Raw genomic sequence first — 21,492 nt, 5'->3', positions numbered from 1 at the left:
TAAAAAACGGATAAAGGCAAAATTAAAAATGAGCCCGGTGCAATACCGGACTCGTTTGGATCAAGTAGCCTAATGAAATAACCGTGTCTAACTTTTAGGGGTCACTTCATTTTCGTTGGCTTTTTCATATGCAATGGCTCCTTTTTCTTTTGCCAATTGCTGAAATGATTTTTTCGACTTCACAATCCATACTTTCGTTCCAATTGGAATGCGATCAAATAAATACTCCACATCGTTTTTCTTCATTCTTATACATCCTTGTGAAATATACTTTCCAATTGAACTAGGTTGGTTTGTTCCATGTATTCCATATTTACTCCCATCAGTTCCTCTTGCATTAAATCCAATCCACCTTGACCCAAGTGGATTTTTCGGTGATCCACCTGGAATATCCTTCGCAATATAATATGGATCCTTTGCTTTCATTACAACATCAAAAGTTCCCTCTGGAGTTAATTCATTTGTTTTCCCTGTCGCTACTGGAAAAACCTTTTGAATCTTTCCATCGTCAATATAAGCTAGTTTATTCGTCGCTTTATTTACAATAATAAAAGGATCTCCGGCACGTGGATTATCACCAAGAGGCCAAATAGGCGATAAAGAAAGACATAATATGAAAGAGAGAAGATACGGCATAAATAATTCCTACCTTCTATATAAGTTCTTTTATATTATCCTTTCCCTTAAAGCGGCTTTTAATGAGTAAATATTGCTCCATTTCATATACAAGTTGAACAAGTTTCGCACGTATCTCAAATTCTTCACGTGTAACGGGCAATGGCATGTCTCTAAATAATTCTCTCATTTCTTGCAGCTGCCTTAAGGAAATAACCCCAGTACTCTCAGGGCTAATAGCATTCCCAATGTTTTCAACCACATCCGCAATCATGTCAGCTTGTTCATATGTCCATGATAAAGAAGCTGCTAATGGTATCATCCGCTCTAAAATTTCGAATTGTTGCATACGCATATTAAAATAACGATAGTAATAGCCATCTTCTCGCATAAATGCATTCTCAAGTTTCTTAAACGATAAATCCCTTGCTTCATTTAGCATATTTTCAGTTTCAATAAGTTCTGACCCGCTCCAACTACTTTCTCTGTTTCGTAAATAAACGACCATTTCAAACAAAATCGTTTTAAAATTACTTTCTATTGTATCCTGATACTCTTTTAGCTTATTTTCACTACTTGGCATATACATATTCACTAATAAAGCCACACTAATCCCTATCGTTAATATTGCAATTTCATTTCCAACAATAAGCCATGTAATTTGTTTCAGTGAATATAGATGCATCACAATAACTGAACTTGTGACGATACCTTCTTGAATTTTAAGCATAACTGCAGTCGGAATAAATGTAAGCAATAATATACTAATTGCAAGTGGTGTATAGCCAATTGTTTCAAAAATACAAAACGCGAATACCATTGATAATACACAAGCTAAAAAACGATGTAACGACACTTGAAGTGATTTACGTTTCGTATTTTGTACACATAATATAACTAAAATACCCGCTGAACTATAAAATTCTAATCCTAATAACTGAGCAATAAAAACTGCTGCGCCTGTCCCTATTGCTGTTTTTACTGTACGGTATCCAATTTTGAACATAGCATTGCTCCTATATGTATAAGTGTATTTACAGTTAGTGTCAACTACCCCACTGAGATGAAACGCTTCAGTGGGGCTTGAGTTAGAACGCTAGGTCTTTTCATCTATCGCTAGAAGGTTGACGCTCTAGCATTCATGCCACCTTACAGTAACACCTCAAGTATGTTTTTGGTTGGTACTAGAAACGAACAATCGTTTTTCCACTTGCACCACCCTTTCGAAAAAGAGCAATTCTTCCTTGCGGAAGAAGCCACCACTCAGATGACTCCGGCGTGTGCTACAAGCCCCGACAAGTCGAGTACACATGGATGGTTGACTCACCCACTAAGCTATGCGCGAAGCAACAGCCTTACGTTTTTGCACTTCTAATAGAATCGGTGTTTTCACTTTGAGATTGTCATCCAATTGTACCACTTTTGATTTTTGCAATGTATTCAATGCACCATTAATATCAGCATGGATACATATTCCTGCTCTACTTTGGTACAGACCACGATTGATTCGTTTGCCACTAAAGCGATAATGCTTCCTATCATCCTTAGACCAAGCTGGAACCCTATCTTTATCAAGAAAACTAGCTTTTGAAGTATAGCTTTCTTCTTGTTTTAAAAATCGTATACCTTCTTTTACACATTTATTCTCAATCGCTACAATCAGTTTATGAAATGGGATTTGCACAAATTTTTGATTATTCTTTTTCCCCATATCAGATTTTTGTTTCCAACCAGCGTTATACCCTACGACAACCGTATCTATGTTACATGCTTTCATTTTTTTGAACAACAAGCCTACAGTTTGTGAAATGTAACCATTTATTTGTCTTTCTCTTTTATGCCAAAGTGTAGTCATTTGATTTGTTACAATACGTTTTGAAATTCCATTGTCCATATTTTTCTGTTGTAGATTACGTATCATTTTATTGAAGTACTGGTTAATGGATTTTAATTTTTTTCCATCAATTAAGAATGTATCACCCGTATTTGTTACACAACTTAATAATCTGTCTACACCTAAATCGCAACTCAAAGCGTTACTAGTAGTCGTGGATGGCTTCTTCATTTGAGAAACGTGCATTTCATATGTGTAATGCACCTCAAAGAACCGACCTTTTTGCTTTGGTACAATCTCAATGTAGGAGATTTTTTTATTTCTTAAGTTTTTAGGCATACGTATTTTAATGGAACCGAATTTTTTTCTAAATGCAACATTCATCGGAATGATCCAATACCCGTTCTCATCCACTTTTGGCACTTGATAGATTTCAATGATTCGTTTGTCAGTGGAACGAGAATAATTTGGAAACTTCGGACGACCTGTGAACTTCCCAGGATTTTCCTTACACTGTTCCAATGCTTTAAAAAAGCTCTTCACTTCTGTAAATAAGGCTCTACGAATCGCTTGAACAGAATTTGATTGAACGCCCGAGTAGTTCATATCGGCTTGCATGGCAGTGTCCACTTCTTTTACAGTAGCCATTTTGTTATTGTTCAAGTAACTTTGTTTAATAATGTACAATCCAACATTTCGCAAAGCTTTTGAACTATGCGACATGCGTTGCAGTAAACGAAATTCTTTAGCCGTAAGGCAACCTCGTCCGATATTTTGTTTCTGCGTGAAGCGTTGCAGGATTTCTCTTTTCTTTTGTTTTCGTAATACTTTCACTGCTTTCTTTTTAGTCATTGGTTTCACCACCTTTCTTAAAGAAATAATTTTGTAATTGTTAATTACTTTTGACCAATCAATATTTGGAACGAAACGGAACAAAATGTGAACATGGTCTTCATCATAATTACTTTTAGTTCAAGTGACCGAATGATGATTATTATCCAATTTCGTTTCCTTACGATATATTCCCTCCTTATTTACGACAGATTATATCGTAGATAAGGAGGGAATATTCGCCCTCAAAAAATTGTTATGAACGAAACAAAAGTGTTTGGTCTACCTTCTGACGACAATTCATCTCCACCTGAATTGTTGGGTTTCACCCGTAACACAAATCAGATGGAGTCTTCTTGCCGGAAGGGATAAAAAAAGGATGACACAATGTCATCCTTTTCTACTTATTATTCACGTAACCTTTACAGATTACAATATTTTTTGTAAAAATTGTTGCGCACGTTCACTTTTCGGTGCTGCAAAAAATTCCGCTGGCGAACTATCTTCTACAAGCTTTCCACCATCTAAAAAGAGAATACGATCTGCTACTTCTTTTGCGAATCCCATTTCATGTGTAACAATCGCCATTGTCATTCCTGTCGTAACTAATGATTTCATAACTTCTAACACTTCTTTTACCATCTCTGGATCTAGTGCTGATGTTGGTTCATCAAATAACATCACTTCTGGTTCCATCGCTAACGCTCTCGCAATTGCTACACGTTGCTTTTGTCCTCCCGAAAGACGATTCGGATACGTATCTTTTTTATCTAATAAACCGACCTTTTCTAAAAGTTTTTCGGCTTTCTTTTCAGCTTCTTGTTTCATTACTCCTTTTACATTGATAGGAGCATACGTAATATTTTCTAATACAGTCATATGAGGAAATAGATGAAAATGCTGAAATACCATTCCGACATTTTCACGAACGTGCATAATATTCGTTTTCGGATTCGTTACTTCTTCCGTTCCGATCCAAATGTGACCATTTGTCGGTGCTTCTAGCACATTCATACAACGTAAGAATGTTGATTTCCCTGATCCAGACGGTCCAATAATTGCTACTACTTCTCCTTTTTCAATCGTTGTTGTAATTCCTTTTAATACTTCGTTTTTTCCAAATGATTTATGAAGGTTTTCAATTTTAATCACTTTTCTTCATTCTCCCTTCAATTGCCTTCCCGACTAATGTAAGAATAATGACTAGCATATAATAAATGAGTCCAACAAAAAGTAATGGTTCAAGATATTTAAACGTCTCACCGCCTACAATGTAAGCACGGCGCATTAAATCCGTCGCTCCTATTACTGTTACTACAGCCGATTCTTTCGTAAGTGTCGCAAACTCGTTCACAAGCGCTGGTAATATATTTTTTAATGCTTGAGGGAAAATGATATTTCGCATCATTTTTCCGTAAGGAATCCCTAAAGCCATCGCTGCTTCTGTTTGTCCTTTATCAACCGCTTGAATGCCCGCGCGGATTACCTCTGACATATATGCACCTGAATTTAAGCTAAATGCTAATACAGCTGCTACGAAGGCTGGTATTTCATAACCAATTATTTGCGGGACACCGAAATAAATAATCATTAATTGCAATACAAGTGGTGTACCACGGAAAATTGATGTATAAAGATCTGCCGCTATATTTAACGCTCGTATTCTAGCAATTTTGCAAAGTGCTAATAACGTTCCTAAAATAAATCCTACTAACGCTGATACTGCTACAATTTTCAAAGTAACTTCTAAGCCTTTTAGTATATATGGTATCGAAGGCGTAATCGCCGAAAAATCTAAGTTCATTCTTTTCATTCCCCTCACAGAAAAGTGAAAGGCAGCTTATTTTTCGCTGCCAAACCATTTCTTCACTAATTTATCCATTTCTCCATTTTCTTGCATTTTTTTAATTACTTTATTAAATTCAGCTGTTTTATCACTGTTTTTCGGAAGAGCAATTGCTGCTCCAACTTCTTCTGGTGCTTCTTTAATTTCAATTCCTTGTAATTCTTTCATTTTTTCTAAATAATTTTTAGCAACTGTATCTTCTATAATTGCAGCGTCAAAACGACCTGCTTTAATTTCTTGTACGATTTCTGGTATACGGTCACGTCCCTCAACTTTGAAATCTACTTGTTTTTTAAATTCTGCTGCTTTCTCTTCTTGAATAGATCCTGTTTGTACCCCTACTTTTTTCCCTTTTAAATCCTCTACAGATTGAATGTTTGAATCCTTTTTAGAAACGACCATGTTTTTCGCAACGAAATAAATATCTGTGAAATCAACATTATTTTTACGCTCTGCAGTTGGCGTCATACCTGCCATTACGAAATCAACTTTTCCTGAGCTAAGAGATGCTAATAAACCACCAAAATCCATATCTTTCACTTTCACTTCATAACCAAGTTCTTTTCCGATATATTTAGCAACATCAACATCAAAGCCGATAATTTCATCACTTTTTGAAGCTTCTACGTATTCATATGGTTTATAATCTGCTGAAGTCCCCATAACCAATACTTTTTTATCTTTTCCAGTAACCTTTTCTTCCCCATTACTACAAGCGCTGAACATACTTACAACTAAAATAAGTGCAAACGATATTGATAATAACTTCTTCATCTTTCTTCCCCCTAATGATGTATATTTAAAAGTTTAATAGAATATTTATTCGATGTTTGTATTGTATCAGCACTTTTATTTTTATGCAATATATAAAATAAAAATAAATTAAATAACAATATTAATAATGTTTGTTATGTATAAAATGATGCATAAAACAACATAACTATGCATGTCCCATAAAGTGAAACTTTAATCAGTGGGGGTTTTGTTCATCCCCCACTGATTATTAGTTGAACCAATCGGACGTTTACGGACAGTTGATCTCCCACCTAACTTCTTTGCTCCAACTGAATTTTGAGGTGGGAGTTTTACTGTCCGTTAACGCGGGATAAATTTTAATACTAAATAAAAAAGGCGGTACACCCACTTAATTGTGGACGTACCGCCTTTTTATTTATTTTTATAGCTCTTCGCAATTCTCTTCGAAATAAGATTGTAGTTTTGCAATAACTTGCATCGGTTCATGACCTTCAATTTCATGACGCTCTACCATCGTTACAATTTTTCCATCTTTTAATAAAGCAAATGATGGAGAAGAAGGTGGATACCCTTCGAAATATTCACGAGCTCTTGCTGTTGCTTCTTTATCTTGACCTGCAAACACCGTTACAAGATGGTTAGGACGTTTATCATAATGTACAGAATGCGCAGCAGCAGGACGAGCAATACCACCTGCACAACCACATACAGAGTTTACCATTACAAGTGTTGTTCCATTTCTTTTAAACGCTTCTTCTACTGCTTCTGGCGTCGTCAGTTCTGTATATCCAGCAGAGACAATCTCTTCACGCGCTTGGCGGACAACATCATTCATAAAAAAATTAAAATTAATCAATCTTTTCCCTCCTCTAAAACTACCTATTTGTATCTTACCAGTTAATGTTTATGAAATACAAGTAAGTTTACTTGTATTTGGGTATAGAAAAGGTGTTAGAACTATTGCTCTAACACCTTTTCTTAATGACCACGATGCTTTTGCTTTGCTTTTTGTACTTTAATTAAACGCCTTCTTTGTTTTTCAGCTTCTCGCTTCTCTTTAGACCGCACTTTCTTTTCTTGTTTATGCAGTTCATAAGATAAGCTAATTGCCTCTTGTGCCTTAGTAAAACGTTTTTCATTTCCTTCTTTTGCCGCTTGTCGTATGATACGTTTTATATTTTTTGGACGTTTTTTTTCTTTCACTTCCACACCGCATTTCGCAACGTGCTGGAAATACGCTAACATTGGACCATTCACAAATAGAAGTACTTCTTCATCTGAAGGTTCCAATCCAAAAATATACCTTGCTCCATACAATTTCCCTTTTTCTTTATGTGTAATAATTCCTACGAAAAATTGGCCATCGTGATATACTGTCAAATCCATTGACAGCCCCTCCTTTAAAAAAATTAGAAATACTGGACATCCCGGAGGGGGAAGGTTACTGACATGAAATCATGCGTCTGGACTACCGACCAGAACTGTGTTTTTGTATCTCTTTCATTGTATTATATCTTATTTCCCATAATTTTTATATACTCTGTAATCATTTTCTTATGCGATCCTACAATATAGTCAGGTAGTTCTGTTAGTGGGAAGAATGTAAGCTGAACCGCTTCTTCTTTATTCATAACTAAATCTCCATCGTATTCATCCGTATAATAAGCGGTCGTTACAGATTGAAATTCATCACCGTTTGCTAATTTTGTAAAATAATTCGCCCCAGAAAACACATTGATTAATCGCAGGTTCTTCACTTCTATTCCTGTTTCTTCGTATACTTCACGGCAAGCTGTTTCTTCTGGTGATTCACTAAGTTCCATTAATCCGCCAGGCAGCCCCCATTTTCCGTAAGGCTCTGTTCTTTGTTGTAATAATACATATCCATTTTCATTTATAACGAGTACAACAGCACCAACTAAAATTAAAGGGCGATGACCAACTATTTTTCGTAATTCTTCTACATATCCCATCGTATCGCTCCTTTTTCATTGTCCACACTATTGTATCATATGTATGAAACGACAAAATGCGTATATTTTTCATTTTTTCAACAAAATATTTATTTTATGTGCTTCATTACATCCCAAACTACAAGTCTATTATAGTTTGAAACGTTTAAGAGCATATAAGTAAAAAAGCTGGTTCGTATTTACACGAACCAGCTTTTTTACTTAACAGAGAACATATACTTTTTATACGTTTTTCGTACCGACAATATGAGCCCCATCATAATCATATTCGAGAACAAGGAACTTCCCCCATACGATAAGAAAGGTAATGCAATCCCTTTTACAGGCATTAATCCAACGATCATACCTATGTTTTGGAATATTTGAACCGTTAATATTCCAATTGCTCCAGCACATAATAATGTACCGAATAAATTATCAGCAGAATAACCGATAATAATTGTTCGATATAGTAGTAATAGGAACAAGAATACAACTAACGCGGCTACGATAAATCCACCTTCTTCGGCAATTGTAGCAAAAATAAAGTCAGTATGCTTCTCAGGGATATAGACGTTCCCTTCGCCAAATCCTTTCCCTTCCATACCGCCACTACCTACAGCTAAAATCGATTGCTGTGTTTGATAACCTTGATCTGCATTTTCAAATGGATTTAACCAACCTACAATACGTGATTGTTGGTGAGGTTTTAGTAACGTAACTAAATTATTAAAGAAGAAATCCTCATACCTTACGTAAATAAATATTAACGTAGATAATACGGTCACCGGAATAACTGTACATAACGCTATCAATTTCTTCTGAATACCTGACATAAATAAAATACATGCAATTGCAGCAGCGTATAAGAACACCATCCCTGTATCCGGTTGGCTATATACAACGGCCATAGGCGGGAGGGATACTAGCACAATTTTACCTACTAATTTTAAGTCCGTTTGGAATGTCCTTGCCATATACTGCGCATTATGTTTCACTGCTATACTTGCTACTACAAGAAGCAATGAAATTTTGAAAAACTCAGATGGTTGAATTTGTCCGACTAACGGAAACACGAACCATCTTTTTGCACCTAATTTTTCAGGTGTGAAAGTGGAAATCGGTAGTATTTTCAACAGAATAAGTGACGCAAATCCAACGATATAAAGTGGCCAAGACAATTTTTGTAATTGATCTAAGTCAATGCTTGCAACAAGCAATAACAATACAACCCCAATTATGTAGTTCAAACCCTGTTTCATCGCAAAGTTTGCCTCTCCATATTGGCCAGTTTGCTGACTGCTATATATAGCAGCTATACTCGTAACACATAATGCAAACAAAATTAATATTAATTTTACATCTAAACTTTTTAGAAACTCGGTACTTCTTTTCATGACATCCTCCTGAAACATTGTTACAGCAAAATAAAAAACCAGGAGTCAACATTCTTCATGTTTTGACGACTGATTACACATTATCTATAAAACACTTATATAGAATAACTCTCTTTTTCATACAATACAATATATTATACTACAGTTTCATCAGTAAGATTTGCCAAAAAAATTATTCTTTTCTTATTTTATATCTATATACCATATATCAGCAATGTATTTTCGTAAATTCCTAATACATACTCGTTCATTGTAAGATTGCTGGGAAAAGTGATGTACATATAGTAGGATGAAAATGAAGAAGTAAGATGATAAAAAGCTCGCATAAGCGAGCTTTTTATTAATATACAGATGTATTATTTTCTGACGTATTTTCTAAAATTTCTTTTACACGTCCTAAGAACTTACCACAAATTAAGCCATCTAGTACACGGTGATCAAGTGATAAACATAAGTTAACCATGTCACGAGCACCGAACATACCATTATCCATAATTACTGGACGTTTTACAATTGATTCAACTTGTAAAATAGCCGCTTGTGGGTAATTAATAATACCCATAGATTGAACAGAACCGAATGATCCTGTGTTATTAATTGTAAATGTTCCGCCTTGCATTTCGTCCGCTTTTAACGATTTCGTACGTACTTTTCCTGCAAGTTCTGTAATTTCACGAGCGATACCTTTAATCGTCTTCTCGTCTGCGTGTTTAATTACTGGTACAAATAGTTCGTCCTCTGTTGCAACAGCGATAGAAAGGTTAATATCTTTCTTCTGAACGATTTTATCGCCAGCCCACATTGAATTGATTTGAGGATACTCTTTTAACGCTTGTGCTACTGCTTTTACGAAGAAAGCAAAGAACGTTAAGTTAAAGCCTTCGCGCTTTTTGAAATCACCTTTAATTGAATTACGGTATGACACAAGGTTTGTCACATCTACTTCAATCATCATCCAAGCGTGTGGCGCTTCGTGCTTACTACGTAACATGTTGGCTGCAATTGCTTTACGCACACCTGTTACTGGAATTTCGATATCGCCAGGCATTGTTGGTACAGAAACTGGTTTTGCAGCTTCTACTTTTTGTGCTACTGGCGCTGCTTTTGGTGCTTCTGGACGAGCTTCTACTACTGCTGCTACCGCTTCCTCTTTCTTCGCACCTGCTTGCGGAATATTTCCAGATTCCACTAGCTTTAAAATATCTTTACGAGTGATACGGCCATTTGCTCCCGTACCTTCTACTAAATCTAAATCAACATTATGCTCACCCGCAAGTTTTAAAACAGCTGGTGAAAAACGTGGTTTTCCATCAGTTGGTTGTTTTGCTTTCGGTGCTTTTTCAGACGTAGCTACTTCTGCCTTTGGTTCTTCTTTTGTTTTTTCCTCAACAGCTGTCGCAGCTACTTCATCTGCGCCTTCTACTTGAATAACACAAACTACTTCACCTACAGCTAACGTCTCACCTTCACCAGCGATTAATTCTTTCACAATACCAGTGAAAGAAGATGGTACTTCAGCATTTACTTTATCAGTCATTACTTCTGCAAGCGGATCATACTTGTTTACGTGATCGCCAACATTAACGAGCCATTTACTAATTGTACCCTCTGTAACGCTCTCCCCGAGCTGAGGCATTGTGATATTTTCTACAGCCATGTATAGTCCCCCCGATTAAAATTCCGCAAGTTCACGCATTGCTTTTTCAACTTTATCTGGATTTACCATAAAGAATTTTTCCATTGTTGGTGCATATGGCATTGCTGGAACGTCTGGACCTGCAAGACGTGCGATTGGCGCATCTAAATCAAACAGACAGTTTTCAGCAATAATTGCTGCCACTTCACTTATAATACTTCCTTCTTTATTATCTTCTGTTACAAGAAGAACTTTACCTGTTTTAGAAGCTGCTTCAATGATTGCTTCTTTATCTAATGGATATACAGTACGTAAATCAAGAACATGTGCAGAGATGCCATCTTGCGCTAACTTTTCAGCTGCTTGAAGAGCAAAGTGAACACATAATCCGTACGTGATAACAGTAATATCATCACCTTCGCGTTTTACATCTGCTTTTCCGATTGGTAATACGTAATCATCCTCTGGCACTTCACCTTTAATTAAGCGATATGCACGCTTATGCTCAAAGAATAATACTGGATCTTCATCACGAATTGCTGCTTTTAATAAACCTTTTGCATCATATGGTGTAGAAGGAATAACAATTTTTAAACCTGGTTGGTTTGCAAACATCGCTTCCACAGATTGTGAATGATACAATGCACCGTGAACACCGCCGCCAAATGGCGCACGAATTGTAACTGGACAAGTCCAATCGTTATTAGAACGATAACGAATTTTTGCTGCCTCAGAAACAATTTGGTTTACTGCTGGCATGATGAAATCAGCAAACTGCATTTCAGCGATTGGACGCATACCGTACATTGCCGCACCAATTGCTACCCCAGCAATTGCAGATTCTGCAAGCGGTGCATCAAGCGCACGATCTTCACCAAATTGATCATATAAACCGTGTGTCGCTTTAAATACGCCACCTTTTTTACCAACATCTTCACCTAAAACGAATACTTTCTCATCGCGTTCCATTTCTTCGCGCATTGCTAATGTAATAGCATCAATATAAGACATTACAGCCATGAAACGTTCCCCCCTATTCTGCGTATACGTGCTTCAATGCATCTTCAGGTGCTGCATACGGAGCATTTTCTGCATATTCTGTTGCTTCATTTACGATATGCATAATTTCGTCTAACATTTGTTTTTCAGATTCCTCAGTTAACACGCCAGCTTCTTTTAAATAAGCAGCAAATGTTATAATTGAATCTTTTTTCTTTGCTTCTTCTACTTCTTCTTTATCACGATAAACACGATCATCGTCGTCACTAGAATGTGCTGTTAAACGATATGATACTGTTTCAATTAAAGTTGGGCCTTCACCACGACGCCCGCGGTCTGCAGCTTCTTTTACAGCTTTATATACTGCAAGCGGATCGTTTCCGTCTATTGTATATCCAGGCATACCGTAACCAATTGCACGGTCTGATACATTTTTACATGCTAATTGTTTTTCAACTGGAATAGAGATTGCGTATTTATTATTTTCACACATGAAAATAACAGGTAGTTTGTGTACACCAGCAAAGTTTGCCCCTTCATGGAAATCACCTTGGTTAGAAGAACCTTCCCCGAATGTAACAAACGTTACTAAATCTTTCTTTTCCATTTTTCCAGCTAATGCAATACCAACTGCATGTGGTACTTGCGTTGTTACTGGAGATGATCCTGTCACTATACGATTTTTCTTTTGACCGAAGTGACCAGGCATTTGACGACCACCAGAGTTTGGATCTCCAGCTTTCGCGAAAGCAGACAACATAAGCTCTTTAGCTGTCATACCAAACGCTAGTACAACACCCATATCACGGTAGTATGGTAATGCATAATCTTTCGCTCTATCAAGAGCGAATGCCGCTCCAACTTGTGCTGCCTCTTGTCCTTGACAAGAAATTACGAATGGAATTTTACCAGCGCGGTTTAATAACCACATACGTTCGTCGATTTTACGTGCAAGTAACATCGTACGGAACATTTCTAATACTTGCTCATCACTTAAGCCAAGCTCTTCATGGCGCTTTTCTTTTACTTCTGCCATTTTTCATAACCTCCTAAATCCACATTTTTATGCGTGTAACGCTTTTCCATCTACAGCTAATGCTGCTTCACCAATCGCCTCAGATAATGATGGATGCGGATGAATTGTATGTGCTACTTCCCACGGTGTTGCATCAAGTACTCTTGCAAGACCAGCTTCAGAAATCATATCTGTTACATGTGGTCCAATCATATGAACACCAAGAATGTCATTTGTTTCTTCATCAACTACAAGTTTTACGAAACCATCTGATTCGCCGTATACAAGTGCTTTTCCGATTGCACGGAATGAGAACTTACCTACTTTTAACTTATAGCCTTTTTCTTTGGCTTCTTGTTCTGTTAAACCGACAGAAGCAACTTCCGGACTGCTATATACGCATTTTGATACCATAGAGTAATCAATTGGTGTAACTTCTTTACCAGCAATATGTTCTACTGCAGCAATTCCTTCATGAGAAGCAACGTGAGCAAGTTGTAAGCCACCGATTACATCTCCGATTGCGTAAATATGAGATTCTTTCGTTTGATAAAACTCATTTGTTTGAATGTATCCTTTTTCCACAACGATATCCGTATTCTCTAAACCAATATTTTGCGTATTGGCTTGTCGTCCTACAGATACAAGCATTTTTTCTGCTTTAAATTCTTTATTCTCACCGTTATGTTCAGCTTGAATTGTTACTCCATTATCTTTTACCAATGTTTCTGGTAATACTTTTGCACCAGTTACCACTTTAATACCTTTTTTCTTGAATAGACGTTGCATTTCTTTTGAAACGTCCTGATCTTCTAGTGGTAATATCGTTTTCGCATACTCTAATACTGTAACTTCTACACCGAAGTCAGCAAGCATAGATGCCCACTCAATACCGATTACACCGCCACCAACGATAATAATCGAGCTAGGAAGCGTTTCCATTTTTAGGGCATGATCGGAAGACATTACATACTCTCCGTCTAATTCTAAACCTGGTAATGAATTCGGACGAGAACCTGTTGCAACAAGTACATTTTTTGGAATTAACATTTCATTCTCTTCTCCACTTGCAAGTTCAACTGAAATTGTCCCTGGCATTGGAGAGAAAATAGATGGGCCAAGAATACGACCGATACCTTCAAACACATCAATTTTACCTTGTTTCATTAAGTGTTGAACGCCTTTATGAAGTTGCGTTACAATCTTCTCTTTACGCTCTTGCACTTTCGCAAAGTTTAGTTCTATATTACTTGCAATAACTCCGAACTCTTCGCTTTTTTTAGCAGTTGCGTATACTTCCGCACTACGTAAAAGAGCTTTACTAGGAATACATCCTTTGTGCAAACAAGTACCACCAAGATTTTCTTTTTCAACAAGTGCAGTTTTTAAACCTAGTTGTGATGCACGAATAGCAGCAACATATCCACCAGTACCGCCGCCAACGATGACTAAATCATATTCTCTTGCCATTATCTCAACCCCTAGCTACTGTTTGTTTTTCTCGTACAACATACTCTTTCGGCGCTTCTTCTTCACGTAATACACGAAGTGCTCCTTCTGCCAATGCTTGTAATTCATCTTCCCCTGGATGTACGATAACATCTGCAATCCAGTCAACACGTTCTTTTATTTCATCAACAAGAATTTTACTGTATGCAAGTCCACCAGTTAAAACGATTGCATCGATTTTCCCGTGAAGTACAGCGCTAGCTCCGCCAATCTCTTTTGCAACTTGATATGCCATTGCTTTATAAATAAGAGTTGCTTCCGGATCACCTTTTTCAACCATTTGTTCTACTTTGATCGCATCATTTGTACCGATTAGGCTTACAAGTCCACCTTGTCCAACAAGTTTTTTAACCATTTCGTCACGATAATACTCACCAGAGAAACACATCTCAACTAATTGTCCTACTGGTACTGTACCCGCACGCTCTGGACTAAATGGTCCTTCTCCGTTTAAGCCGTTATTCACGTCAATAACTTTTCCTTTTTTATGAGCACCAACTGTGATACCGCCACCCATATGTGTAACTAATAAATTTAAATCCTCGTATTTGTGATTTAATTCTTCAGCCACTTTACGAGCAACCGCTTTTTGGTTTAATGCATGGAAAATACTTTTACGTTCCATACCAGCAATACCGCTTATACGAGCAATCGGCTCCATTTCATCTACAACGACAGGATCTACTATGAATGCCGGAATATTTAATCCAGAAGCGATTTCATATGCTAAAATGCCCCCAAGGTTTGAAGCGTGATGACCGCTAAACCCATTTTTTAAATCTTCTAACATTGAATCGTTTACTGTGTATGTTCCGCCTTCGATTGGACGAAGTAATCCCCCGCGTCCACAAACTGCGTTTAACTTTGAAATATTAATACCGTGAGAATGTAGAACTTCTAAGATCGTTTCTTTACGAAACTCGTATTGGTCGATAATTCGCTTATATTTTCCAATCTGTTCTTCATCATGGCGAATAGTTTCTTCTAAAACAGGTCTTTCATTGTCAAAAACACCAATTTTTGTGGATGTACTACCCGGATTAATAACAAGAATTCGATTTAAAGACACTGTTGCTACCTCCACTAATAAATTCAAAAGGAGGTGGAAACCTCATAAGAGGTAACCACACCTTTTGTAAAAGTAATATATGAATGATTAGCGACGGCTAATAATGTCGTGACCGTTGCGTAAGTATGTGCTACGAGAGTTTTTCAAGCTTGCAATGCGCTCTTCAGCTAAACGATCTGCTGCTACATAAGTTGCAATGCCATCGCGTTTTGAAATTTCGATTACTTTTGCAATTGTGTCATAAATTGACTCAACGCGTTTTAATGCACGTTCTCTATTGTATCCATATAACTCGTCTGCTACGTTAATTACGCCACCTGCATTAATTACATAGTCTGGTGCGTATACAATACCCATTTCATGAATCATGTCGCCGTGACGATCTTCTTTTAATTGGTTATTTGCAGAACCTGCGATTACTTTTGCTTTAAGTTGTGGAATAGTTTCGTCATTAACTGTTGCGCCTAATGCACATGGTGCGTAAATATCACATTCAACACCGTAAATTTCATTTGGCTCAACTGCTGTTGCGCCGAATTCTTCTACTGCACGTTGTACAGCTTCTTTATTAATATCTGTAACGATTAGTTTTGCTCCTTCAGCGTGTAAATGTTTGCATAGGTGATATGCTACGTTACCAACACCTTGAACAGCAATTACTTTTCCTTCTAAATTATCAGTACCGAAAGCTTCTTTCGCAGCAGCTTTCATACCACGATACACACCGTATGCAGTTACTGGAGATGGGTTACCAGAAGAACCGAATGATGGTGAAATACCTGTTACAAAGTCAGTTTCTTCGTGGATAATATCCATATCATCTACTGTTGTACCAACATCTTCAGCTGTAATGTAACGTCCGTTTAGTCCTTGAATGTAACGGCCTAACGCACGGAACATCGCTTCGCTCTTATCTTTACGTGGATCACCGATAATTACTGTTTTCGCACCACCTAAGTTTAAACCAGCAGCTGCGTTTTTGTATGTCATCCCTTTTGCAAGACGCAATGCATCTTCAATCGCCGCTTCTTCAGAATCATATGTCCACATTCTTGTTCCACCAAGAGCTGGTCCAAGTGTTGTATCATGAATTGCAATGATTGCTTTTAAACCAGATTCTTTATCTTGACAAAATACTACTTGCTCATAATCATATTTTTCTAAGTATTCGAAGATTTCTAATGTCATTGTCGTTTCCCCCTAGTGTTTTACCCTATTTGGTTTATTTTGAAGCAGTCGCAACTGCCAATGCTAATGAATATACTTTTGTTTCTGCTGAATCAGCACGAGATGTTAAAACAATCGGTGCCTTTGCGCCAGCAATCATTGCTCCTACTTTTGCATCAGCAAAGTAGACGAGTGATTTATATAGCACATTTCCAGCTTCAATCGTTGGGACGAGTAAAATGTCTGCCTTACCTGCTACATCACTTACTATGCCTTTATGTTCTGCTGCAATTTGTGATACTGCATTATCTAAAGCAAGTGGTCCATCAACGACACAATTTTTAATTTGTCCGCGGCGATTCATTTGAGTTAACATCGCTGCATCAATTGTTGCTTGCATCGCAGGATTCACAACCTCTACCGCTGCAATTGGTGCTACCTTAGGCAAATCAATTCCTATTGCCTGGGCAACTTCTACAGTATTCTGTATAATAGCAGCTTTCTGTGTTACATCAGGTGCAATGTTCATCGCTGCATCCGTAACAAAAATCAGACGATCGTAATTCGGAACTTCAAATGCTGCAACGTGTGAAAGTACGCTACCTTTACGAAGTCCCCACTCTTTATTTAATACAGCTTTCAAAATATTTGCTGTTGGGATGTTCCCCTTCATAAGCACATCTGCTTCGCCATTTCTTACAGCTTTCACAGAAAGTTCTGCAGCCTCAGCACTTGACGTTGCTGCAATTACTTCAATATGTTCTGAAGTTTGTAAACTATATTCTTGTAGCATCCCCATTATTTTTTCTTGATTTCCATATAGACGAAATTGAGCTAGCTGTAATGTAATTGCTTTCGCTACAGCTTCAATTACTTCATGATCTTCAGCTACTGCTACAGCCACAGTTTTTTTAGGCTGTCCTACTGCTTGATCAATTAAGTGTTCTAACTTCATATTTTGTAACCAACCCTTTCCGTCGTCCCTCGTCTTTTTATAAAGCAAATACCGTGCCAACTTTTAAAAGTGGTCTTACCAATAATGAAAACGCATTCAAAATGCAGTAAAATCAATACTTTGGAAAATAACAAAAGATTCTGTCTTGTTTTGTCGTATTTTGTATACCACGCAATAAATTGCATGGTACGCAATTTATTGCATGCTATTTTTTGCACACTCATACTTTTCTAGCTTGTAATATAAATTTCGAACCGAAATTCCTAACGCTCTTGCCGTTTGTGTTTTATTTCCACCGAATCTCTCTAAATATTCATGAATGATATTCCCTTCAAACTCCGTTACTAAATGTTCAAGTGGCTTTTCTTCTAACTCTGGTAATAAATGAACTTGCTTTGACTCCACCTGCTCTTCGTTATGTAATGGCGGTAAATGGTGTACATCAATATAGGTCTCGTTATAATTCATAAAGATAATAGCTCTCCCCAAAATATTTTCAAGTTCCCTCACATTCCCTGGCCATTCATATGATTGCAAATATAAAATAGCTGCATCAGTGAGTCCCTCTATATTTCGGCCATAATCTTGATTAATTTTTTGAATTAATCTTTCTGCAATTGATGATATGTCCTCTTTACGCTGACGCAGAGATGGGATTTGAATTGGAATTTTATTTAATCGATAATATAAATCCTCCCTAAACTCTCCTTCTAGAATAGCCTTCTCTAAATTCACGTGCGTTGCTGCAATTACTCGGACATTGATAGGGATCGCTTTCGTTCCACCAACTTTTACAATCTCTTTTTCTTGCAACACACGAAGGAGTTTCGCTTGCGTATTTGCAGACAATTCTCCTATTTCATCTAAAAAGATACTACCGTTATTCGCTTCCTCAAAAAAACCTCGTTTTCCGCCTCTTTTTGCTCCTGAGAATGCGCCTTCCTCATAACCGAATAATTCACTTTCTAATAAATTCTCGGAAATAGCAGCACAGTTTACCCGGACGAATTTATTATATTTTCGATTACTTCCATTATGAATTGCATGTGCAAACAATTCTTTACCCGTTCCAGATTCTCCGCGTAGTAACACTGTTGCTGGTGTATTCGCCCCAAGTTTCGCCTGCTCAATAGCAGCCGTTGTTTCATCTGAGTTTCCGACAATGTCATCAAATGAATATTTCGCTTCTAACGTTCGAATAATTTGCCTTGCTCGATTCAATTCATTTGTTAACTTTTGAATTTCTGATACGTCACGAATTACACCAACGCTTCCTTTCAATATCCCATCCACTATAACTGGCGCTACGTTTACAATTACATCACGCTTCTTTTGTCCAATCTTCATATGTATTCCGCGTACCGCCCTACGCGTTCGAAGTACTTTCATATGCATACTTTCACCTTCTACAATATCGGTTGTAGCCGGTTTCCCAATAATGTCCTCTTCTGTTAAACCTGTTAATTTCGTATACGCAGGGTTAATTACTAATCCTCTTCCTTTTTCATCCACGACCGAGATGGCTTCCTCAGACGAGTTGATAATCGCCTCAAGCAACGTTTGGATCTCCTTTAAATCTGTAACTTCTTCCGCAAGATCTACAACTTCTGTTATATCTTTAAAAATCGCAAATGCCCCTTGTACCTCTCCTCCCTCTTTTAATATTGGAATACGGGTTGTAATAATTTTCTTTTCATTCTCTAATGTCAGTTCATAATTTACTTCTATTTGTTTCGTACGTATAATACGAAGCAACTTACTAGTCGGAATAACTTCTAAAATATATTTCCCTACCGCATCTTCTTTTTTATATCCGATAATGCGCTCTGCACTTTTATTAAACAGGCGAACTTGTCCCTCTCGATCAATCACAATCATACCGTCATGCGTAGAATTTAAAATTAAATCCCCTTGCTGCGTCTGTTCTTCTAACTTTCCAATTAAATCTTCCTTCTCATGTGCTAATCTCGTTACAATTTTCGCAATGTCACCTGGTATAAGAAGCGTATCTTTATGCTTTTTCTTTAATAAAACTTTATGTAAATCAGCATCACCTGTCATATCGAACATTACATCAATATCCATAGAAAGAAACGGCGTTACACTCTCTCCAATCGTAACCCCGTATTCCTTAGCCATTTGTAATCCTTTTGCTATCGGATTTATATCAATAATCCCTATAATTTGAAATATATTCGAACTTTGTAACAGATTCAGCAGTGTACTGCCACCTTCCCCTGCACCAACAATTAAAACTTTTTGTTTCATTTATTACACTTCCTCTCGAAGTATCTCTGCAAAATTTTTCACACCCTTATCTTACTCGTTCAGCCCCCTCTTGACAAACCCCCTTTTCATATAACATCATTAAAATAAACAAAATAATCTGAAAAGGAGCGTTTATATGCAGCGTTACCTTGCTCTATCATTAGCACTCATCCCTATTTCATTAGCTGTATTTGGCATTAAGTTAATGAGAGATACTGTATTCGGGATTCTATTTCCTCCACTCTCTATACTATGGTTACAATTTTTAATCGGCGCTCTCTGCTTCGGGCTCGGGTTTTATATCTTCGGGGGCTTCGTCTTACACCGAGACCGTAAACGAAATAAAGTACAAGCTCGCTTTAGAAGATAGGAAGGCCCCACTATTTATAAAGTGAAACTTTAATCAGTGGGGGTTTTGTTCATCCCCCACTGATTATTAGTTGAACCAATCGGACGTTTACGGACAGTTGATCTCCCACCTAACTTCTTTGCTCCAACTGAATTTTGAGGTGGGAGTTTTACTGTCCGTTAACGCGGGATAAATAAAAAATGAGACCGTTACACACGGTCTCATTTTTTTATTGGCAATAACGTTCTTGCTGTTTCAGGATAATCAGTAATAATCGCTGAAATATTCATATCAAAATATTTACGCATAAGCGTTTCTTCATTTATTGTATAAGGGCGAACCTCTACATCACTTTCCATCGTTAATTCGGCAACAGCATCTTGAAGATAACGATAATTAGGGTGTACTGCTGCAGCGCCCATTTTTTTCGCATACGACCACGGACTATGCAAACCTTCGCGATATAAAATCGCCGTTTGAATATCAGGAGCCATCATATGACACCTTTTCATACTGTAGTGATTGAACGAAGAAAATATAACACGATCTTCTAGATTACATTTCCGTACAAGCGTTATAACTTCTTCCTCTAAACCTCTGTATGGGATTTTATTATTTTTCAGTTCAATATTAAGTAGCAACGCTGTTTTTTCAATCCATTCTAACACCTCTTCTAAAAGAGGTATTTTACAAAACCCTACTTTATCACCAAATTTATAGCTCGCATCTAATTTACATAAATCCTCATATAAATAATTTCGAACCGCACCTTTTCCATTTGTTGTCCTGTTCACTGTTTCATCATGAATGACGACAACTTTTCCATCTTTCGTTAATTGAACATCAAGTTCAATTCCATCTGCTCCAAAAGATTCAGCTGCTTCAAATGAAATCATTGTATTTTCTGGGTACGTTCCCGCTGCACCACGATGTGCAAATATAAGAGTCATCCTCACTCCCCCAATCTTATGCTATACTATACGAAAAAGGAGGTACTTCTATGAGACCATTACAAATTTCTCCAGACACTGCAGTCCGCCTATCAAAAGCATTAGGTGTTCCACTTGAACAACTTATGCATATGCCGCAGCACATTTTAATTCAAAAGTTAGTTGAATTAGAAAAACAAAATAAAGACGAAGAATAATACAGTCCTGTTTTGCAGGGCTTTTTATTATTTTCTATTATATCACGGATGACTTCCCTGCTAAAATTCTTTAACGGATGCACTATGATTCCATGTAATCTTTTCCCAAAACATTTATATTCAATTAAATAAAACCCCCTTTTTTAA

General features: G+C 37.1%; 21 protein-coding genes. 2 read left to right on the top strand and 19 right to left on the bottom strand.

The window, feature by feature from the left end:
* Positions 1–87: 87 nt before the first annotated feature.
* The 18 genes from ACTFOB_RS17570 to ACTFOB_RS17485 all read right to left on the bottom strand — a co-directional run bounded on the left by ACTFOB_RS17570 (position 88) and on the right by ACTFOB_RS17485 (position 19,849).
* Entirely contained in the window at positions 88–636 is a 549-nt protein-coding gene (locus ACTFOB_RS17570; protein ID WP_440027820.1) for a L,D-transpeptidase, read from the bottom strand.
* 16 nt (positions 637–652) lie between these two features.
* On the bottom strand, positions 653–1,621 hold the full coding sequence (locus tag ACTFOB_RS17565; RefSeq protein ID WP_440027818.1) for an aromatic acid exporter family protein: 969 nt from the start codon (positions 1,619–1,621) through the stop codon (positions 653–655).
* A 324-nt stretch (positions 1,622–1,945) separates the two neighbouring features.
* Positions 1,946–3,364 carry an RNA-guided endonuclease TnpB family protein gene (locus tag ACTFOB_RS17560; RefSeq protein WP_440027833.1) on the bottom strand — a complete coding sequence of 473 codons (1,419 nt, stop codon included), beginning with the start codon at positions 3,362–3,364 and terminating at the stop codon, positions 1,946–1,948.
* A gap of 345 nt (positions 3,365–3,709) precedes the next feature.
* Positions 3,710–4,432 carry an amino acid ABC transporter ATP-binding protein gene (locus ACTFOB_RS17555; RefSeq protein WP_440027816.1) on the bottom strand — a complete coding sequence of 241 codons (723 nt, stop codon included), beginning with the start codon at positions 4,430–4,432 and terminating at the stop codon, positions 3,710–3,712.
* Positions 4,425–5,084, bottom strand: a complete 660-nt coding sequence (locus ACTFOB_RS17550; protein ID WP_440027814.1) for an amino acid ABC transporter permease — start codon at positions 5,082–5,084, stop codon at positions 4,425–4,427. Before ACTFOB_RS17550 ends, ACTFOB_RS17555 begins: the two co-directional genes overlap by 8 nt.
* Before the next feature lie 36 nt (positions 5,085–5,120).
* Entirely contained in the window at positions 5,121–5,900 is a 780-nt protein-coding gene (locus ACTFOB_RS17545; RefSeq protein WP_151633059.1) for a transporter substrate-binding domain-containing protein, read from the bottom strand.
* Positions 5,901–6,303: 403 nt separating this feature from the next.
* Positions 6,304–6,717 (bottom strand): BrxA/BrxB family bacilliredoxin, encoded by a 414-nt coding sequence (locus ACTFOB_RS17540; protein ID WP_001979317.1) that lies wholly within the window; start codon positions 6,715–6,717, stop codon positions 6,304–6,306.
* Between the two features lie 143 nt (positions 6,718–6,860).
* Positions 6,861–7,268 carry a YjdF family protein gene (locus tag ACTFOB_RS17535; protein WP_440027812.1) on the bottom strand — a complete coding sequence of 136 codons (408 nt, stop codon included), beginning with the start codon at positions 7,266–7,268 and terminating at the stop codon, positions 6,861–6,863.
* A gap of 122 nt (positions 7,269–7,390) precedes the next feature.
* Positions 7,391–7,855, bottom strand: coding sequence for an NUDIX hydrolase (locus ACTFOB_RS17530; protein ID WP_440027810.1), 465 nt, complete (start codon positions 7,853–7,855; stop codon positions 7,391–7,393).
* A 197-nt stretch (positions 7,856–8,052) separates the two neighbouring features.
* Positions 8,053–9,231, bottom strand: coding sequence for an FtsW/RodA/SpoVE family cell cycle protein (locus ACTFOB_RS17525; RefSeq protein WP_440027808.1), 1,179 nt, complete (start codon positions 9,229–9,231; stop codon positions 8,053–8,055).
* Positions 9,232–9,571: 340 nt separating this feature from the next.
* Positions 9,572–10,888, bottom strand: coding sequence for a dihydrolipoamide acetyltransferase family protein (locus ACTFOB_RS17520; protein WP_440027806.1), 1,317 nt, complete (start codon positions 10,886–10,888; stop codon positions 9,572–9,574).
* A 15-nt stretch (positions 10,889–10,903) separates the two neighbouring features.
* The gene (gene bfmBAB, locus ACTFOB_RS17515) at positions 10,904–11,887 is read right to left on the bottom strand and encodes a 3-methyl-2-oxobutanoate dehydrogenase subunit beta (protein ID WP_000290073.1); all 984 of its coding nucleotides are present in this window, start codon (positions 11,885–11,887) and stop codon (positions 10,904–10,906) included.
* Positions 11,888–11,900: 13 nt separating this feature from the next.
* Positions 11,901–12,902, bottom strand: a complete 1,002-nt coding sequence (gene bfmBAA / locus ACTFOB_RS17510) for a 3-methyl-2-oxobutanoate dehydrogenase subunit alpha (protein WP_151633071.1) — start codon at positions 12,900–12,902, stop codon at positions 11,901–11,903.
* A 27-nt stretch (positions 12,903–12,929) separates the two neighbouring features.
* Positions 12,930–14,351, bottom strand: a complete 1,422-nt coding sequence (gene lpdA, locus ACTFOB_RS17505; RefSeq protein WP_440027803.1) for a dihydrolipoyl dehydrogenase — start codon at positions 14,349–14,351, stop codon at positions 12,930–12,932.
* A gap of 4 nt (positions 14,352–14,355) precedes the next feature.
* Positions 14,356–15,459: a butyrate kinase gene (gene buk, locus ACTFOB_RS17500; protein WP_000056195.1), complete on the bottom strand. Its 1,104-nt coding sequence runs from the start codon at positions 15,457–15,459 to the stop codon at positions 14,356–14,358.
* Between the two features lie 87 nt (positions 15,460–15,546).
* Positions 15,547–16,647 carry a leucine dehydrogenase gene (locus tag ACTFOB_RS17495; RefSeq protein WP_440027801.1) on the bottom strand — a complete coding sequence of 367 codons (1,101 nt, stop codon included), beginning with the start codon at positions 16,645–16,647 and terminating at the stop codon, positions 15,547–15,549.
* 34 nt (positions 16,648–16,681) lie between these two features.
* A complete protein-coding gene (gene yqiS / locus ACTFOB_RS17490; protein WP_440027798.1) occupies positions 16,682–17,581 on the bottom strand; it encodes a phosphate butyryltransferase in 900 nt (299 codons plus the stop codon).
* A gap of 195 nt (positions 17,582–17,776) precedes the next feature.
* Positions 17,777–19,849 carry a sigma 54-interacting transcriptional regulator gene (locus ACTFOB_RS17485; protein WP_440027797.1) on the bottom strand — a complete coding sequence of 691 codons (2,073 nt, stop codon included), beginning with the start codon at positions 19,847–19,849 and terminating at the stop codon, positions 17,777–17,779.
* 136 nt (positions 19,850–19,985) lie between these two features.
* Here ACTFOB_RS17485 and ACTFOB_RS17480 point away from each other — a divergent pair, with 136 nt between their 5' ends.
* Positions 19,986–20,219, top strand: a complete 234-nt coding sequence (locus tag ACTFOB_RS17480) for a DUF2627 domain-containing protein (protein WP_001190198.1) — start codon at positions 19,986–19,988, stop codon at positions 20,217–20,219.
* A 200-nt stretch (positions 20,220–20,419) separates the two neighbouring features.
* Here the strand turns inward: ACTFOB_RS17480 and ACTFOB_RS17475 are convergent, their stop codons facing one another.
* On the bottom strand, positions 20,420–21,148 hold the full coding sequence (locus tag ACTFOB_RS17475) for a glycerophosphodiester phosphodiesterase (RefSeq protein ID WP_440027795.1): 729 nt from the start codon (positions 21,146–21,148) through the stop codon (positions 20,420–20,422).
* 50 nt (positions 21,149–21,198) lie between these two features.
* Between ACTFOB_RS17475 and ACTFOB_RS17470 the strand changes: the two genes are divergently transcribed.
* Positions 21,199–21,345, top strand: a complete 147-nt coding sequence (locus ACTFOB_RS17470) for a YycC family protein (protein ID WP_001247671.1) — start codon at positions 21,199–21,201, stop codon at positions 21,343–21,345.
* The last annotated feature ends 147 nt before the right edge of the window (positions 21,346–21,492 follow it).

It is taken from the genome of Bacillus cereus group sp. MYBK79-1, assembly GCF_051915365.1.
Classification (GTDB): Bacteria; Bacillota; Bacilli; order Bacillales; family Bacillaceae_G; genus Bacillus_A.
Note: the sequence above shows the minus strand (reverse complement) of the source record. Positions and strands in the feature narration are given on the sequence as shown.

Coding starts and splice junctions, on each gene's coding strand:
- ACTFOB_RS17570 (WP_440027820.1), bottom strand. CDS start 636: ATGCCGTATCTTCTCTCTTTCATATTATGTCTTTCTTTATCGCCTATT.
- ACTFOB_RS17565 (WP_440027818.1), bottom strand. CDS start 1,621: ATGTTCAAAATTGGATACCGTACAGTAAAAACAGCAATAGGGACAGGC.
- ACTFOB_RS17550 (WP_440027814.1), bottom strand. CDS start 5,084: ATGAACTTAGATTTTTCGGCGATTACGCCTTCGATACCATATATACTA.
- ACTFOB_RS17545 (WP_151633059.1), bottom strand. CDS start 5,900: ATGAAGAAGTTATTATCAATATCGTTTGCACTTATTTTAGTTGTAAGT.
- ACTFOB_RS17540 (WP_001979317.1), bottom strand. CDS start 6,717: ATGAATGATGTTGTCCGCCAAGCGCGTGAAGAGATTGTCTCTGCTGGA.
- ACTFOB_RS17535 (WP_440027812.1), bottom strand. CDS start 7,268: ATGGATTTGACAGTATATCACGATGGCCAATTTTTCGTAGGAATTATT.
- ACTFOB_RS17530 (WP_440027810.1), bottom strand. CDS start 7,855: ATGGGATATGTAGAAGAATTACGAAAAATAGTTGGTCATCGCCCTTTA.
- ACTFOB_RS17525 (WP_440027808.1), bottom strand. CDS start 9,231: ATGAAAAGAAGTACCGAGTTTCTAAAAAGTTTAGATGTAAAATTAATA.
- ACTFOB_RS17520 (WP_440027806.1), bottom strand. CDS start 10,888: ATGGCTGTAGAAAATATCACAATGCCTCAGCTCGGGGAGAGCGTTACA.
- bfmBAB (WP_000290073.1), bottom strand. CDS start 11,887: ATGGCTGTAATGTCTTATATTGATGCTATTACATTAGCAATGCGCGAA.
- bfmBAA (WP_151633071.1), bottom strand. CDS start 12,902: ATGGCAGAAGTAAAAGAAAAGCGCCATGAAGAGCTTGGCTTAAGTGAT.
- lpdA (WP_440027803.1), bottom strand. CDS start 14,351: ATGGCAAGAGAATATGATTTAGTCATCGTTGGCGGCGGTACTGGTGGA.
- ACTFOB_RS17495 (WP_440027801.1), bottom strand. CDS start 16,647: ATGACATTAGAAATCTTCGAATACTTAGAAAAATATGATTATGAGCAA.
- yqiS (WP_440027798.1), bottom strand. CDS start 17,581: ATGAAGTTAGAACACTTAATTGATCAAGCAGTAGGACAGCCTAAAAAA.
- ACTFOB_RS17485 (WP_440027797.1), bottom strand. CDS start 19,849: ATGAAACAAAAAGTTTTAATTGTTGGTGCAGGGGAAGGTGGCAGTACA.
- ACTFOB_RS17480 (WP_001190198.1), top strand. CDS start 19,986: ATGCAGCGTTACCTTGCTCTATCATTAGCACTCATCCCTATTTCATTA.
- ACTFOB_RS17475 (WP_440027795.1), bottom strand. CDS start 21,148: ATGACTCTTATATTTGCACATCGTGGTGCAGCGGGAACGTACCCAGAA.
- ACTFOB_RS17470 (WP_001247671.1), top strand. CDS start 21,199: ATGAGACCATTACAAATTTCTCCAGACACTGCAGTCCGCCTATCAAAA.